Genomic DNA, 13,747 nt, shown 5'->3' with positions numbered 1-13,747 from the left:
TCTGCGCTTGCGTGACCACTTCGCCCGCAGTTCCAGGGACAGCTTCGGCTGTCCTTTTTGCATGGCGCGTCCGCCAACGCATCTTCATGCAAACTTCATCGAACCAGGCAGCTTGCGCGCGACAAAGCGGCGCAGATGGGGGACACTGGCACTCCGACCATCGCCGCGAAGCCTATCCCATGCGCCACCTGCTGCTGATTACCGCCCTGTCCCTGCCTTGCGCCGCCAATGCGCAAACCGCCCCCGCCACCCTGGAGCAAGTCCTGCAAGCCCAGGACCGCGACAGCCATGGCGACTTGCGCGCCGTCGTCGTGCTGCGTGACGGCGCCATCGTGGCCGAGCGCTATTACAACGGCGAGACGGCCGACACCCTGCACGACATCCGCTCGGCCGGCAAGAGCATCACAGCCCTGCTGGCGGGTGCGGCCGTGGCGCGCGGCCAGCTGGCGACAGCAAAAACGGTGGGCGATTACTGGCCTGAAGTCGCTGGCAGCCCGGCAGGCAAGGTGCTCATCGACGACCTGCTGACCATGCGTTCGGGCCTGGCCGCCTTCGATGAAGACGAACAGTCGCCGGGCAATGAAGACAAGCTCGATGCGGCGCCCGACCCGGCCGCCTTCGTGCGCGGCGTGCCCGCTGCCACGGCGCCGGGCAGCGCCTACCGCTACAACTCGCTGGGGGCGTATGTCGCGGGCAGAGTGGTGGAAAGCGCCAGCGGCGCCGACCTGGAAGATGTCGCCGCCAAGGTGCTGTTCGCGCCACTGGGCATCACCCGCTGGAGCTGGGGCCGCGACGTGGCCAACCATCCGAAGGGCCAGGGTAATCTGTCGCTGCGCGCGCGCGACACGGCAAAAATCGGCCAGATGGTGCTCGACGACGGCGTAGTTGACGGCAAGAGGGTGATCGATACGAGCTGGCTGCAAGCGGCGCTGGCGCCACGCGTGGCCACCGGCGCCGTCGACCGCTACGCCGACAGCTACGGCTATTTCTGGTATGCGAAGACGCAGGACATCGGGGGACAAAAGATCGCCGTGCATTTCGCCTCGGGCAATGGCGGCAACAAGATCTACGTGATACCCGCGCGCCGCATGGTGGTGAGCATTACGTCCAGCGCGTATGGCAAGCCTTATGGACAGCGCCGTTCGGAAGACATCCTGAAGGCCATCCTGAAGGCGGATACAACGCAGATGTAAGCGTTTGTAATGACCGTCAACGCAAGCGATCAGGGGCGCGTTTTATGCTCAGTGACACGGGAATCATCCCGGCACCAACAGACATACCAGACAAACCACCACTGAGGACTGCACCATGAAAAAAGCAATTGTTACCCTGATCGCCGGCCTGTTCGCAACCGCAGCCTTCGCCCAAACCCCGGCAGCACCTGCGGCCGCTCCGGCAGCCTCGGTACCAGCGAAAGTGGAGGCGGCCCACACCAAGGCTGTCGTGAAAGCGGACGCCAAGGAAGCGCAAGCCGCCGTCAAAGCGGATGCCAAGGAAGCGAAAGCAGTCGTCGCCGCAAAAACGGAAGTCGCCAGCGCCAAGGCGGAAGCGGCCACCACGAAAGCCAAGGCGCACCACAAGGCCAAGAAAACCAAGGCCAAAGCTGACGAAAAACTGGCATCGGCCACCGCTGAAGCGGCACCTGCAGCAGCCAAGTAATTCATTCTCACTGCATCAACCCGAAAAAACACCAAGGATCTCATCATGAAAAAAGTTATCGCCACCCTGATCGCCAGCCTGTTCGCCACCGCCGCTTTCGCCCAGACGCCAGCCGTTGCGCCAGTCGCTCCAGTGGCACCGATTCCTGTCGTCGCCCCTGTCGTCAAGGCCGAAGCGCCGGCAGCCGCCGTCAAGCCAGCGGCGCACAAGAAAGCCAAGCATCACAAGGCGAAGAAAGCCGCTCCAGCCGACAAGGCAGCACCTGCGGAACCAGCGGTGCCGGCAACGCCAGCAGCGCCAGCCAAATAATCACGGCGGCATAAATGAAAAAAGACAGGGTTTTCCCTGTCTTTTTTTTCGTCCGCTTTTTCGTTCGCTTATTTAGGCATCAGCACCGAGTCAATGACATTGATCACGCCATTCGACTGGTACACGTCATAGGTGCTGATGTTGGCGCTATTGCCGCTTTCATCCATCACCACGATATTGTGCATGCCGTTCATGGCGAACATCAGCTTGCCGCCGCTGGCCGTCGGCAGGGTCGCCTTGCCATCGTGCATCTTGATTTCCTTGGCCAGCGCCTTGAAGTCGTATTTGCCCGGCACCACGTGGTAGGTGAGGATTTTCGTCAGGGTCGCCTTGCTTTCCGGTTTCACCAGGGTGTCGACGGTGCCGGCCGGCAGCTTGCCGAAGGCCGCATTCGTCGGCGCGAACACGGTAAATGGACCCTTGCCTTTCAGGGTATCGACCAGGCCGGCCGCCTTGACGGCGGCGACCAGGGTCGTGTGGTCGGCCGAATTGACGGCGTTATCGACGATGTCCTTGGACGGATACATGCTCTGGCCACCGACCATGGTCGTCATGTCGGCGGCGAACGGAGCGCTGGCGGCCAGCATGGATGTAAAGAACAGTGCTGCGGGAACAAAGGTGCGCATGATGGTATCTCCTGGATGACGGCGTTTGCATGATTGCAGGAGTACTTACGTGGTCGGACGGGGATTGGATTCAATTTATTTTGTTGATCTGGTCTGGGTTGGAGGCGCGGGTGGTGTCGGCTTACGCGCTATGCGCTAAGCCGACCTACCGCGCCTCGCGCCACCAACGCCACCCCATAAAAAAACGGCGCCGTGCAAAGCACGACGCCGTTCTTGAGAGGCTTATCGCCGCGGACCGGAAACTAGTTGGCCGCTACTTGCGGCTCCGTCTCGCCCCAGCCGCCGCCCAGGGAGCGGATCAGCGCCACCGTGGTGACGGCGCGGTTGCCGCGCAGTTGCACGGCGTTGCGCTCGATGGCCGCCAGGTTGCGCTGCGCGTCCAGCAGATCGAGGTAGCTGGAACGGCCAGCGTCGTACAGCTTTTGCGCCAGGTCGGCCGAGCGGCGCGCCGAGACGACGGCTTCGTCGATCTGCTGCGTCTGGCCCGACAGGATGCGCAGGCCGGCCAGGTTGTCTTCCACCTCGGCGAAGGCCACCAGCACGCTCTGGCGATACGTCGCCACCGACTCTTCGAGCTGCGCTTCGCTGCGGCTCACGGCCGCCTTGTTGCGGCCGCCGTCGATGATCGGCATCGACATCAGGGCGCCCAGCAGCCAGGAGCGGCTGCTCCACTTGAAGATGTCCGAGAAGGTATCGGACGCGCCGCCGCCGGAAGCGTTCAGGGTCAAGGCCGGGAACATGGCCGATTTCGCCACGCCGATGCGCGCATTCGACGCTTCCATGGTGCGCTGCGCCGACGCGATGTCGGGACGGCGCTCCAGCAGCGAGGACGGCATGCCGGCCGGGATCACGGGCAGGAAGCCGCTATCCTGCAGCGGGTTGACGGTCGCCGTAAAGCTGGCGGCAGGTTTACCCAGCAGGACGGCCAGCGCATGTTCGCTGGTGGCGCGCTGGCGCTGCAGGCCGATGGCTTCGGCACGCACGGTCGACAGCTCCGTGCGGGCACGCGACAGATCGAATTCGCCGATGTCGCCCAGGTCATAGCGGCGCTGGTTCACATGCACGCTTTCCTCGCGCAAGCGCACCGTCTGTTCCAGGGTCGCCAGTTCGGCGTCCGTGGCGCGCAGCTGGAAGTAGGTCTGCGCCACGTCGGCCTGCAAGGACAGCAGCACCGAGCGGTAAGTCGCTTCCACGGCCAGCGCATCGCTGCGCGAGGCGCTGACGTTCGATGCCACGCGGCCGAACAGATCGACTTCGTAGCTGGCCGTCAGGTTGGCCTGATAGACATTCGTGGCCGCCACCGGCGCGCCGTTCGGCAAGCCGAGCGACACGGCGGAAGCGCGGTTGCGCTGGCCGCCCACGTTCACGCCCACTTGCGGGATGCGGTCCGCTTCGGCGATGCCGGCAATGGCCCTCGCCTGCTTGACGCGGGCGGCGGCCACGGCCAGGTTGGCGTTGGCCTGCGTGGCTTCGTTGATCAAACTGGTCAAAGCCGGATCACTGAACGCCAGCCACCACTCGCCGCGCGCCTGGCGCTCGGCAGGTACGCCCTGTTTCCAGCGCGTGCCATCGGCCGCCGTCTGCACGGCGGGCAAGGTTTGCGCTTCCTTGAACGCGGCCGGCGTCTCGATCTGTGGCTGCTTGAACTCCGGCGCCGCGCAGGCGGCCAGCAGCACGGCTGCGGCCATGGCGGTCAGCACGGGTTTGACGCGCCAGATGATTTCCTTGGTTTTCAATATATATCTCCTTCCAGGTCCAGCGCTGGCGCGGCGACAGGCTTGGCGGCAGCGGCGGCTGGTTTTTTCTCAAAACGCTGCGCCAGGGTGCGCAGCAGTACGTAGAACACGGGCGTCAGGAACAGGCCGAAGAAGGTCACGCCCAGCATGCCGGCGAAGACCGCCACGCCCATGGCATGGCGCATTTCCGAACCGGCGCCGTTCGAGAACACCAGGGGCACCACACCCATGATGAAGGCGATCGACGTCATCAGGATCGGACGCAGACGCAGACGGCATGCTTCCAGCGCCGCTTGCACGACGGTACGGCCATGCTCTTCCAGTTCGCGGGCAAATTCCACGATCAGAATCGCATTCTTCGACGCCAGCCCCACCAGCACGAACAGCGCGATCTGGGTAAACACATTGTTGTCGCCACCGGTCAGTTTCACGCCCAACAGAGCACACAGGATCGACATCGGCACGATCAGGATCACGGCCAGCGGCAATGTCCAGCTTTCGTACTGGGCGGCCAGCACCAGGAACACCAGCAGCACGCACAGCGGGAACACATAGATCATCGTATTGCCGGACAAGATGTCCTGGTAGGTCAGCTCCGTCCACTCATACGAAATCCCCTGCGGCAGCACTTCCTTGGCGATGCGTTCCAGCGCCGCTTGCGCCTGGCCGCTCGATACGCCAGGGGCTGCGCCGCCATTGAAGTCGGCTGCGGCGTAGGCGTTGTAGCGCTGCACGCGGTCCGGACCATAGCTGTCCTTGACGCGCATCAGCGACGACAGCGGGATCATCTCGCCCTTGTCGTTGCGTACCTTCAGCTGCGCGATATCCTGCGCATGCGAACGGAACGCCGCATCGGCCTGCACGCGCACCTGGTAGGTGCGGCCAAACTGGTTGAAGTCGTTGACGTACAGCGAACCGAGGTTGATCTGCAAGGTCTGGTAAATCGTTTGCAGCTGCACGCCCATCTGCTTGGCTTTCACGCGGTCGACGTCGGCAAACAGCTGCGGCACGTTGATCTGGTAGCCCGAGAACACGCCCGCCAGTTCCGGCGTCTGGTACGCTTTCGCGGCCAGCGCCTGGGTGGCGTTGTACAGCGCGTCGTAACCGAGGTTGCCGCGGTCTTCGATCATCATCTTGAAGCCGCCGATGGTACCGAGGCCGTTGACCGGCGGTGGCGGGAAGACCATGATGAAGGCGTCCTGGATACCGCCCAGGCGCTTGTTGATCTCGGCCGCGATGGCGCCGCCCGACAATTCCTTGCTGGTGCGCTCGTCGAACGGTTTCAGGGTGGCGAACACGATACCGGCGTTCGGCGCATTGGTGAAATCGTTGATCGACAGGCCGGGGAAGGCGATGGTCGATTCGACGCCAGGCACCGACTTGATGACGTCGGACATGCGGCGCACGACATCTTCCGTGCGGTCCAGCGAAGCGGCGTCAGGCAATTGCGCAAAGCCTACCAGGTATTGCTTGTCCTGCGCTGGCACGAAACCGGCCGGCACGGACTTGAAGGTGAATATGGCGGCAACGACCAGCAGCGCATACACGCCCAGCGAAGCGCTCTTGCGGCCCAACACACCTTTTACGCCCGCCTCATAGCGGTGCGAAGCGCGGCCGAAGAAGCGGTTGAACCAGGCAAAGAAGCGGCCGAAGACCATGTCCATGCCGCGCGTCAGCGCGTCTTTAGGCGCATCGTGCGGTTTGAGCAGCGCGGCCGACAGGGCTGGCGCCAGGGTCAGCGAACTGAAAGCGGAGATCACGGTCGAAATGGCGATGGTCAGCGCGAACTGGCGATAGAACTCGCCCGACAAACCAGGCACGAAGGCGATCGGCACGAACACGGCGCACAGCACCAGGGCGATGGCGACGATAGGACCGCTGACCTCTTTCATGGCCTGGATAGTGGCGTCGCGTGGCGACAAGCCTTCCTCGATATTGCGCTCGACGTTTTCCACCACCACGATGGCGTCATCGACGACGATACCGATGGCCAGCACGAGACCGAACAGCGACAGCGTGTTGATCGAGAAGCCAAAGCCCAGCATCACGGCAAAGGTGCCGACGATGGAGACGGGAACGGCCAGCAGCGGGATGATCGATGCGCGCCAGGTTTGCAGGAAGATGATCACCACCAGCACCACCAGGGCGATGGCTTCGAGCAGGGTATGGATCACGGCTTCGATGGACGAACGCACGAACTGCGTCGGGTCGTACTCGATACGGTATTCCACGCCTTGCGGGAAGTCTTTTTTCAGTTCGTCCATCTTGGAGCGCACGTCGGAAGACAGTTGCAGCGCGTTGGCGTTCGGTGCCTCGAAAATACCCATGCCGACGGCAGGATTATTGTTCAGCAGCGAACGCAGCGAGTAGCTGTTGGCGCCCATTTCCACCCGCGCCACGTCCTTCAGGTGCGTCACGGCGCCGTCGGCATTGGTGCGCACGATGATGGCGCCAAATTCCTCGGGCGTCTGCAGACGGCCCTGGGTGTTGACGGTCAGCTGAAAGTCAGAATTCTTCGCTGGCGAGGCGCCGATCACGCCGGCGGCCACCTGCACGTTCTGCTCGCGGATCGCGTCGACGACGTCATTGGCCGTCATGCCGCGCGCCGCTACCTTTTGCGGGTCGAGCCAGATGCGCATGGCGTAGTCGCCGGCGCCGAAGATCTGGATGTCGCCCATGCCGGGCAAGCGGGCCAGTTGATCCTTGACGTTCAGCACCGCGTAGTTACGCAGATACATATCGTCATAGCGCTTGTTTGGCGAGACCAGATGCACCACCATGGTCAGGTTGGGCGACGACTTGACGGTCGTCACGCCGATCTGGCGCACTTCCTCGGGCAGGCGCGGCAAGGCGCGCTGCACGCGGTTCTGCACCTGCGTCTCGGCCTGCTCGACGTTGGTGCCGATCTTGAAGGTCACGGTCAGCATCATCGCGCCATCGGACGTGTTTTGCGAGGACATGTAGAGCATGTTCTCGACGCCGTTGATCTGCTCTTCGAGCGGCGCGGCCACGGTTTCGGCGATCACTTTCGGGTTGGCACCCGGGTACTGCGCGCGCACCACCACGGATGGCGGCACGACGTCGGGATATTCGGAGATGGGCAGGCCGAAAATCGACAGCAGCCCGGCCACGAATATGACTATCGACAGCACCGCCGCGAAAATCGGCTTGTCGATGAAAAAGCGGGAAAAGTTCATGTTTATTCCTTGGAAGTCGATGCTGCTTTCGCGGCGATCTTGGCATCTTTTGCTTCAGGTTTTGCGGGGGCGGCAGGCGCGGTCGGATCGAAATCCATGGCCACCATCTGCGGCGTCACCGGGGCGCCGGGGCGCACGCGCTGCAAGCCGTTGACGACGATTTTTTCGCCCGCTTTCAAGCCTTCACGCACCACGCGCAAGCCGTCCGAGGTCGGGCCCAGCTTGACGGCGCGGTATTCGGCCTTGTTGTCGGCGCCCACCACGTAGACGTATTTGCGGCTTTGATCCGTGCCGACGGCGCGGTCGCTGATCAACAGGGCCGTGCTTTGCGCCTGCGGGCCGTTGCCGCCATCGAGCTGGATGCGCGCGAACAGGCCAGGCACCAGCTGGCGCTCGGCGTTGGCGAAGGTGGCGCGCATGCGCACGCTGCCCGTGGCCGGATCGAGCTGGTTGTCGACGAATTCCAGCTTGCCTTCATGCGGGAAGCCCGTTTCGTTGGCCAGCCCCACCTTGACGGTGACGGGCGTGCCTTTTTGCGCCGTGCCAGCCACGCGCAGATACGTATCTTCATCGCCGTCGAAGCTGGCGTAGATGCGGTCCGTCGACACCACAGAGGTGAGGATGGCGGAAGCGTCGATCAGGTTGCCGACGGTGATTTCCGCCTTGCTGACGCGGCCGCTGATCGGTGCCTGCACCTGCGTGTACGACAGGTTCAGTTTCGCCGCTTCATACGCTGCCTGCGCCGAGCGGACATTCGCATCCAGCTCTTTCAGGCCCGAGGCTTTTTCATCGAATTCGCGCTGGGCGATGGCTTTTTCAGCCAGCAGCTTTTCAGCGCGCGACAGTTCCAGCTTGGCCAGTTCCGCCTTGGCGCGGGCCGAGGCGGCAGTGCCTTCGGCGCGCGACACTTCGGCCTGGAATGGGCGCGGATCGATGACGAACAGCACGTCGCCCTTTTTGACTTCGCTGCCCGGTTTGAAATTGACGGCCGTGATGAAGCCGCCGACGCGCGAGCGGATTTCCACGCGCTCGATCGCTTCCAGGCGGCCCGAAAATTCCTGCGTTTCCGTGATCTGTTTTTCAACGACGGCGGCGGCCGAGATGGGCGGGCCACCGGCCGCTGGCGCGTCGGGCACCTTGCTATTGGCCGAATCGCAGCCGGCCAGGCTCACGGCCACCAGTCCTGCCAGCGCGAGCGAGGCAGCCAGGGGCTTGAGCAGAGTGGAAAATTGTTGAACGTTTTTCATTTTATTTCCCTGTTTTATGAAAATTTCTAATGGTATGGGCGGCAGGAAGCAACCCAACTGAAAAAGTGAATGGTGGTGCCATGGCGCCCGACGGCGCTCGATCAAAGGTAAACAGGCCGCCAGCTGTTTAAAAGCGGACGGGGACGACATAGCTGGCTGTGCGAGCGCACAACTCAGGCAAGATGGGAACTACACTCCGTAGTGTAACAACCGAAACTCAAAAAGTAAACTGATTAGTGTAAGTTTTTTTGCTGTGCCGCAGATGGCGGCGTCATGACTCGGGCTCCTGCCCCAGTCCAGCGACAAAGCTGGCGATTTCACTCAAGGCATGTACCTTGCAGGCGCACTCATTACGCGCGCCCGCATCCTGCAGCGGCGCGGCGGGCATGCGCCGCACGGTGGTCTTGATGCCGCAGGCGATCAGCTTGCTGCCGTATTGTTCAGCCTCATCGCGCAATGGGTCGTCTTCGCCGGACAGGATGAGCGCCGGCGGCAGGTTCTTCAATCGACTCGACTGCAATGGCGACGCGTACGGATGGGTACGGTCAGCGGCATTTGGCAGGTAGCCACGGTAGGCGGCGGCGCATTGATCAGCCACTTCCGCCAGGTCTGGGCACGTCGGCAAGTTGCGCATCGAGCAGGTCGACAGGCCAGGGTCGAGCATGGGCATGATCAGCACCTGGCCCGCGAGCGGCGGTCCGCCCCGGTCGCGCGACATCATGGCGCACACGGCAGCCAGGTTGGCGCCCGCTTCGATGCCCGACACCACCATCTGCTTGCCCGTCCAGCCCAGCTTGGACTTGTTCTTTTTTGCCCACAGCAACACGGCATGCGCGTCTTCCACGGCGGCGGGGAACGGCCGCACCTTCGCCAAGGTGTAGTTCGCGGCCAGCACCACGTGGTCGGGGTTGCTCAGCACGAGGCAGCGCAGGAAGTCGTCCGCGTCGTCCAGGTCGCCGTCGACAAAGCCGCCGCCATGGAAGAAGACGATCAGGCTCGACTGCTTGGCGCCCGGCACGCCGGCCGTGTAGACGCGCGCGCCAAGCGCATCCTGCGCACCTTGCACCTGGATGTCGCGTATCTTCAGCGCCTGGCCAGGTGCCAGTTCAACCGCGGTGCCGGCAACGCTCATTGCGCCACCACCGGCTGCACCGCAACATCGAGTACCGTGTCGTTCAGGCACAACAGGACGCCACCGCCCACTTCATGGGTCAGGGCGCTATAACCGCTGGCTTCGCTTTGCGCCGCCATCGAGTACGCATCCGTCGATACCATCGCGGCCAGAGCGAGCGAGCTCATAGCGAGAGCGATCACTGCAAAGATTCCATTCCGATGACCCATGATATTTCTCCTGTGAACTTCCTGCGGCAATCACATTTATGCTGCAGTACAACAACTATAGACTTGATCTACAATCTGATAAAGAGTGCAATGACGAATTGATTGTTCAGGATTCTGAATAATCGCGTCTAAAGTGATAGGAAATCAAGTGAACAAGCTGCAAGCCATGGAAGTTTTCATTCAAGTCGTCGATGCGGGCGGCTTTACGCGCGCGGCGGAAAACATGCAGCTGCCGAAAGCCACCGTATCGACCCTGATCCAGTCGCTGGAAGCGAGCCTGTCGGTTAAATTGCTTAACCGCACCACGCGCCACGTCAGCATCACGTCGGACGGCGCCGCCTATTACGAACGCTGTGTGCGTATCCTGTCGGACGTGCGTGAGGCCGAGGAATCGCTGTCGCGCACGCGATTGAGCCCCAGCGGACGGCTGCGCGTGGATGCGCCCACGGCCCTGGCCAGCGAACTGATCATTCCCGCCCTGCCCGATTTCTTTGCCCGCTACCCGGACATCTCGCTGGAACTCGGCTGCAGCGACCGTCCCGTCGACCTGATCGAGGAAGGCGTCGACTGCGCCGTGCGCGGCGGCGAATTGGGCGACCTGAACCTGATAGCGCGCCGGGTCGGCGTGCTGCACTTCATGACGTGCGCCTCGCCCGGCTACCTCGCGCACCACGGCACGCCGCTGCATCCAAACGACCTGCCGCGCCACCGGGGCGTGAATTTTTTCTCCGCCAAGACGGGTAAAACGTTTGACTGGGATTTCACGCGCGCCGGCGAACGCATCCAGATCGCCATGCCCAGCCATATCGCCCTGAACGATTCGAATGCCTACTCGGCCGCGGGCCTGGCGGGCCTGGGCATCGTGCAAATGACGCATTTCATGCTTGCGCCGCTGATAGAACAGGGCAAAATGGTGGAATTGCTCAGTGAATGGGAATCCGACCCGCTGCCCATCCACGTGATCTATCCGCCCAACCGCCATCTGTCCGCCAAGGTGCGCGTGTTTGTCGAATGGGTCGCCGACATGTTTACCAACCACCCGGCCACGCAGCTCAAGAGCAGGAACACCAGCCCGAGCGCGCGCGCCACCCTGACCGAGGCCCAGCCATGACCGCAGCAAGCACATCGCCCCACCGCATCGTCTTCCTCGACCGCGACAGCCTGATCGCCACCGTGCGCCCGCCCGCCTTCGCGCACAGCTGGGAAGAACATGCGCACACCAAGGGCAGCGAGCAGACGGTGTCTCGCCTGCAAGGCGCCAGCATCGCCATCACGAACAAGGTGCCGCTGCGCGCGGCCGAGCTGGCGCAATTGCCCGACTTGAAAATGATCGCCGTGGCCGCTACCGGCACGGATATCCTCGACCTGGCCGCCTGCCGCGAACGGGGCATCGTCGTGGCGAATATCCGCGACTATGCGCGCGCCACCGTGCCGGAGCACACCTTGGCCCTGATGCTGGCCCTGCGCCGCCAGCTGGTGGCCTACCGCGCCGACGTGGAAGCGGGCCTGTGGCAAGCATCGGACCGCTTCTGCCTGTTCGGCCATCCGATCCGCGACCTGGCCGGCAGCCGCCTGGGTTTGCTCGGCTACGGCGCGCTGGGCAAATCCGTGGCGCAGCTGGGCCGTGCCTTCGGCATGCAAGTCATCGTACATAACCGCTCGCCCATCGAGGACGACGACGTGACGCAAGTGACGTTCGACGAGCTGCTGGCCACGTCCGACGTGCTGAGCCTGCACCTGCCGCTGACGGACACCACGCGCAACATCATCAGCGCGGCAGAACTGGCGCGCATGCAGCCGACGTCCCTCCTGATCAACACGGCGCGGGGCGGTCTCGTCGATGAAGCGGCGCTGGCCCATGCATTGACGAACGGCGTGATCGCCGGCGCCGGTTTCGACGTGTTATCGAAGGAGCCGCCCCTGCCCGACAATCCCCTGTTGAACTTGCGCCTGTCCAACTTCATCCTCACGCCACACACGGCCTGGGCCAGTGGCGAGGCCATGCAAAAGCTGGCCGACATCCTGATCGGCAACGTGGAAGCATTCGAACGGGGCGCGCCCGTGAACGTGGTGGCATGAGCGTATTGCACGACCTCGATGAACTGCTGGGCCTGGACAGCGACGAATATGACCGCCTCGACCTGTTTCAGGAGGCGGATGAGCTGATCGGGCAATTGCGGGCGGCCGACGTGCCCGCGTTGCTGGCCCTGTGGCAGGCGCGCAGCCTGTGCTGGCAGCAGCGTTTCACGCAAGCGAGCACCAACATCGACGGCGCCGTGCTGCGCGCCCTGCTGTCCGGCTTGTTGCAGGTCAAGGAGACGCCTCACGGCGTGTTCGAATTGATGACTCGCCTGCCTGCGACAGCCGACGCCTCCCCGCTCAGCGACGCCCTGCTCGATTATGCCGAGCAAGCCTGGCATGCGCAGGGGCCGGCAAGACACCGGAAAATCCAGATCAGCTGCTGGAGCTGCGGGCTGTCGGGCCGGCTGCTGAAACGGCTGGGGTTTTCCGCCTGGAAGGAAGCGGGACTGTAATTATTACGATGCGCCCGGCGTCTCGAATGAAAATCCCGGCGCATACGCGTGATAACCGTCGAAATCGCCCTTGCCGATGGGGGCACCCTGGCTGCGCGCAATCGCATACGCCATGCTGAAGTGAAAATAGAAATTCGGCAGGATGTACAAATTCAGGTATTCACCGGCCGGCAGCGCGATGTCGGCAAAGCCGGCGCGGTCGCGGCAGATGCGCCCGGGCGGCCCGTCAAAACGTTCGGCGGGAATATCCTTGAGATAGCACATGGTCTGTGCGATCTGCTCCTGCAGGCTGGCGGCGGCGCTGAAATCGGCCACGTCCAGCCCCGCCAGCGGGCAGCAGCCGCGCAGGGAAAAGCTCACGGCCGCGCGCACCTGCTGGGCGAACGGCAGCATGTCTGGGTGCAAACGCGCCGCCAGCATGTGCGGCGCGGTGCCGGTCTTGTCGAGCATGGCGGAAAGCTGCGCCAGCGAGCGGCAAAAGATGGTGACGGGACTGATTTGCATGAGGTTCTCTTCCAGTTGAAAATGCTGTGCAAGACCTTGGCTCATGGCACGCCGGCGATGCGCGCATACAACCAGAAGTTGCCGGATTTTCCGCGAATTTTCCGGTAGCAGCGCAGATAGCCTTCGCGTTCGAAATCACAGCGCTCGAGCACGCGGATCGAGCGTTCATTGCTATCCAATACAGTTGCCTGGATGCGCAGGAAACCGAGGTGCTGGAAGCCCCAGTCCACGACCAACGCGGCGATGGACGTGGCCACGCCCTGCCCCCATACGGAAGGAGACAGATCGTAGGCAATCTCCGCCGTGCGGTGCTGCGGGGAAACGGCATTGAAGCCGATGGTGCCCACCAACTGGCCACCCTCGCGCAGCACGATGGCCAGGCGGATGGACGACGCTGGCTGGGCCGATGCATAGTCATCGAAATTGGCCTGCAAATCGTCGACGCAACCCAAGTCCCAACTCGTGTGCTCCACGACAACAGGATCGGCCAGGTAGGCATACCAGGCGGGTGCGTCGCTACGTTCCAGGTGGCGCAAAGTCACCAATGGATGGGCTGAAACAGGTAAATCGGCAGTTTTCATCGCTTGGCATTCT

Annotated in this window: 14 protein-coding genes; 6 read left to right on the top strand and 8 right to left on the bottom strand. The window is 63.0% G+C overall.

The genetic code is table 11. From position 1 onward, the window contains the following. The first annotated feature begins 86 nt into the window (after positions 1-86). The 3 genes from GYK42_RS05695 to GYK42_RS05685 all read left to right on the top strand — a co-directional run bounded on the left by GYK42_RS05695 (position 87) and on the right by GYK42_RS05685 (position 1,968). Positions 87-1,193: a serine hydrolase domain-containing protein gene (locus tag GYK42_RS05695; protein WP_205711289.1), complete on the top strand. Its 1,107-nt coding sequence runs from the start codon at positions 87-89 to the stop codon at positions 1,191-1,193. A 115-nt stretch (positions 1,194-1,308) separates the two neighbouring features. After that, entirely contained in the window at positions 1,309-1,659 is a 351-nt protein-coding gene (locus GYK42_RS05690; protein ID WP_166446694.1) for a hypothetical protein, read from the top strand. 45 nt (positions 1,660-1,704) lie between these two features. After that, entirely contained in the window at positions 1,705-1,968 is a 264-nt protein-coding gene (locus GYK42_RS05685) for a hypothetical protein (protein ID WP_046684064.1), read from the top strand. Positions 1,969-2,036: 68 nt separating this feature from the next. Here GYK42_RS05685 and GYK42_RS05680 read toward each other — a convergent pair whose 3' ends face one another. The 6 genes from GYK42_RS05680 to GYK42_RS05655 all read right to left on the bottom strand — a co-directional run bounded on the left by GYK42_RS05680 (position 2,037) and on the right by GYK42_RS05655 (position 10,073). After that, positions 2,037-2,594, bottom strand: coding sequence for a fasciclin domain-containing protein (locus GYK42_RS05680; protein WP_431190150.1), 558 nt, complete (start codon positions 2,592-2,594; stop codon positions 2,037-2,039). A 242-nt stretch (positions 2,595-2,836) separates the two neighbouring features. Continuing rightward, positions 2,837-4,282 carry an efflux transporter outer membrane subunit gene (locus GYK42_RS05675; RefSeq protein WP_166446919.1) on the bottom strand — a complete coding sequence of 482 codons (1,446 nt, stop codon included), beginning with the start codon at positions 4,280-4,282 and terminating at the stop codon, positions 2,837-2,839. A 44-nt stretch (positions 4,283-4,326) separates the two neighbouring features. Continuing rightward, entirely contained in the window at positions 4,327-7,527 is a 3,201-nt protein-coding gene (locus GYK42_RS05670) for an efflux RND transporter permease subunit (protein ID WP_166446693.1), read from the bottom strand. 2 nt (positions 7,528-7,529) lie between these two features. Continuing rightward, entirely contained in the window at positions 7,530-8,774 is a 1,245-nt protein-coding gene (locus GYK42_RS05665) for an efflux RND transporter periplasmic adaptor subunit (RefSeq protein ID WP_128142663.1), read from the bottom strand. A gap of 271 nt (positions 8,775-9,045) precedes the next feature. Next, entirely contained in the window at positions 9,046-9,906 is an 861-nt protein-coding gene (locus GYK42_RS05660) for an alpha/beta hydrolase (protein ID WP_058048657.1), read from the bottom strand. Then, the gene (locus GYK42_RS05655) at positions 9,903-10,073 is read right to left on the bottom strand and encodes a hypothetical protein (protein WP_166446692.1); all 171 of its coding nucleotides are present in this window, start codon (positions 10,071-10,073) and stop codon (positions 9,903-9,905) included. Before GYK42_RS05655 ends, GYK42_RS05660 begins: the two co-directional genes overlap by 4 nt. A gap of 190 nt (positions 10,074-10,263) precedes the next feature. Between GYK42_RS05655 and GYK42_RS05650 the strand changes: the two genes are divergently transcribed. Genes GYK42_RS05650 through GYK42_RS05640 form a run of 3 tightly spaced genes read left to right on the top strand, consistent with a single transcriptional unit; the run spans position 10,264 to position 12,649 of the window. Then, the gene (locus GYK42_RS05650; RefSeq protein WP_166446691.1) at positions 10,264-11,226 is read left to right on the top strand and encodes a LysR substrate-binding domain-containing protein; all 963 of its coding nucleotides are present in this window, start codon (positions 10,264-10,266) and stop codon (positions 11,224-11,226) included. Next, positions 11,223-12,194, top strand: a complete 972-nt coding sequence (locus GYK42_RS05645; RefSeq protein ID WP_166446690.1) for a D-2-hydroxyacid dehydrogenase — start codon at positions 11,223-11,225, stop codon at positions 12,192-12,194. The genes GYK42_RS05650 and GYK42_RS05645 overlap by 4 nt, the downstream gene beginning before the upstream one ends. After that, positions 12,191-12,649 (top strand): hypothetical protein, encoded by a 459-nt coding sequence (locus GYK42_RS05640; RefSeq protein WP_166446689.1) that lies wholly within the window; start codon positions 12,191-12,193, stop codon positions 12,647-12,649. The genes GYK42_RS05645 and GYK42_RS05640 overlap by 4 nt, the downstream gene beginning before the upstream one ends. A 3-nt stretch (positions 12,650-12,652) precedes the next feature. Here the strand turns inward: GYK42_RS05640 and GYK42_RS05635 are convergent, their stop codons facing one another. Then, the gene (locus tag GYK42_RS05635) at positions 12,653-13,153 is read right to left on the bottom strand and encodes a DUF1993 domain-containing protein (protein WP_166446688.1); all 501 of its coding nucleotides are present in this window, start codon (positions 13,151-13,153) and stop codon (positions 12,653-12,655) included. A gap of 41 nt (positions 13,154-13,194) precedes the next feature. Continuing rightward, the gene (locus GYK42_RS05630) at positions 13,195-13,734 is read right to left on the bottom strand and encodes a GNAT family N-acetyltransferase (RefSeq protein ID WP_166446687.1); all 540 of its coding nucleotides are present in this window, start codon (positions 13,732-13,734) and stop codon (positions 13,195-13,197) included. Positions 13,735-13,747 lie beyond the last annotated feature (13 nt).

This window comes from Janthinobacterium lividum (genome assembly GCF_011601275.1).
GTDB classification, from domain to species: Bacteria; Pseudomonadota; Gammaproteobacteria; order Burkholderiales; family Burkholderiaceae_D; genus Janthinobacterium; species Janthinobacterium lividum_E.
This window is presented reverse-complemented; position numbering and strand designations above follow the sequence as displayed.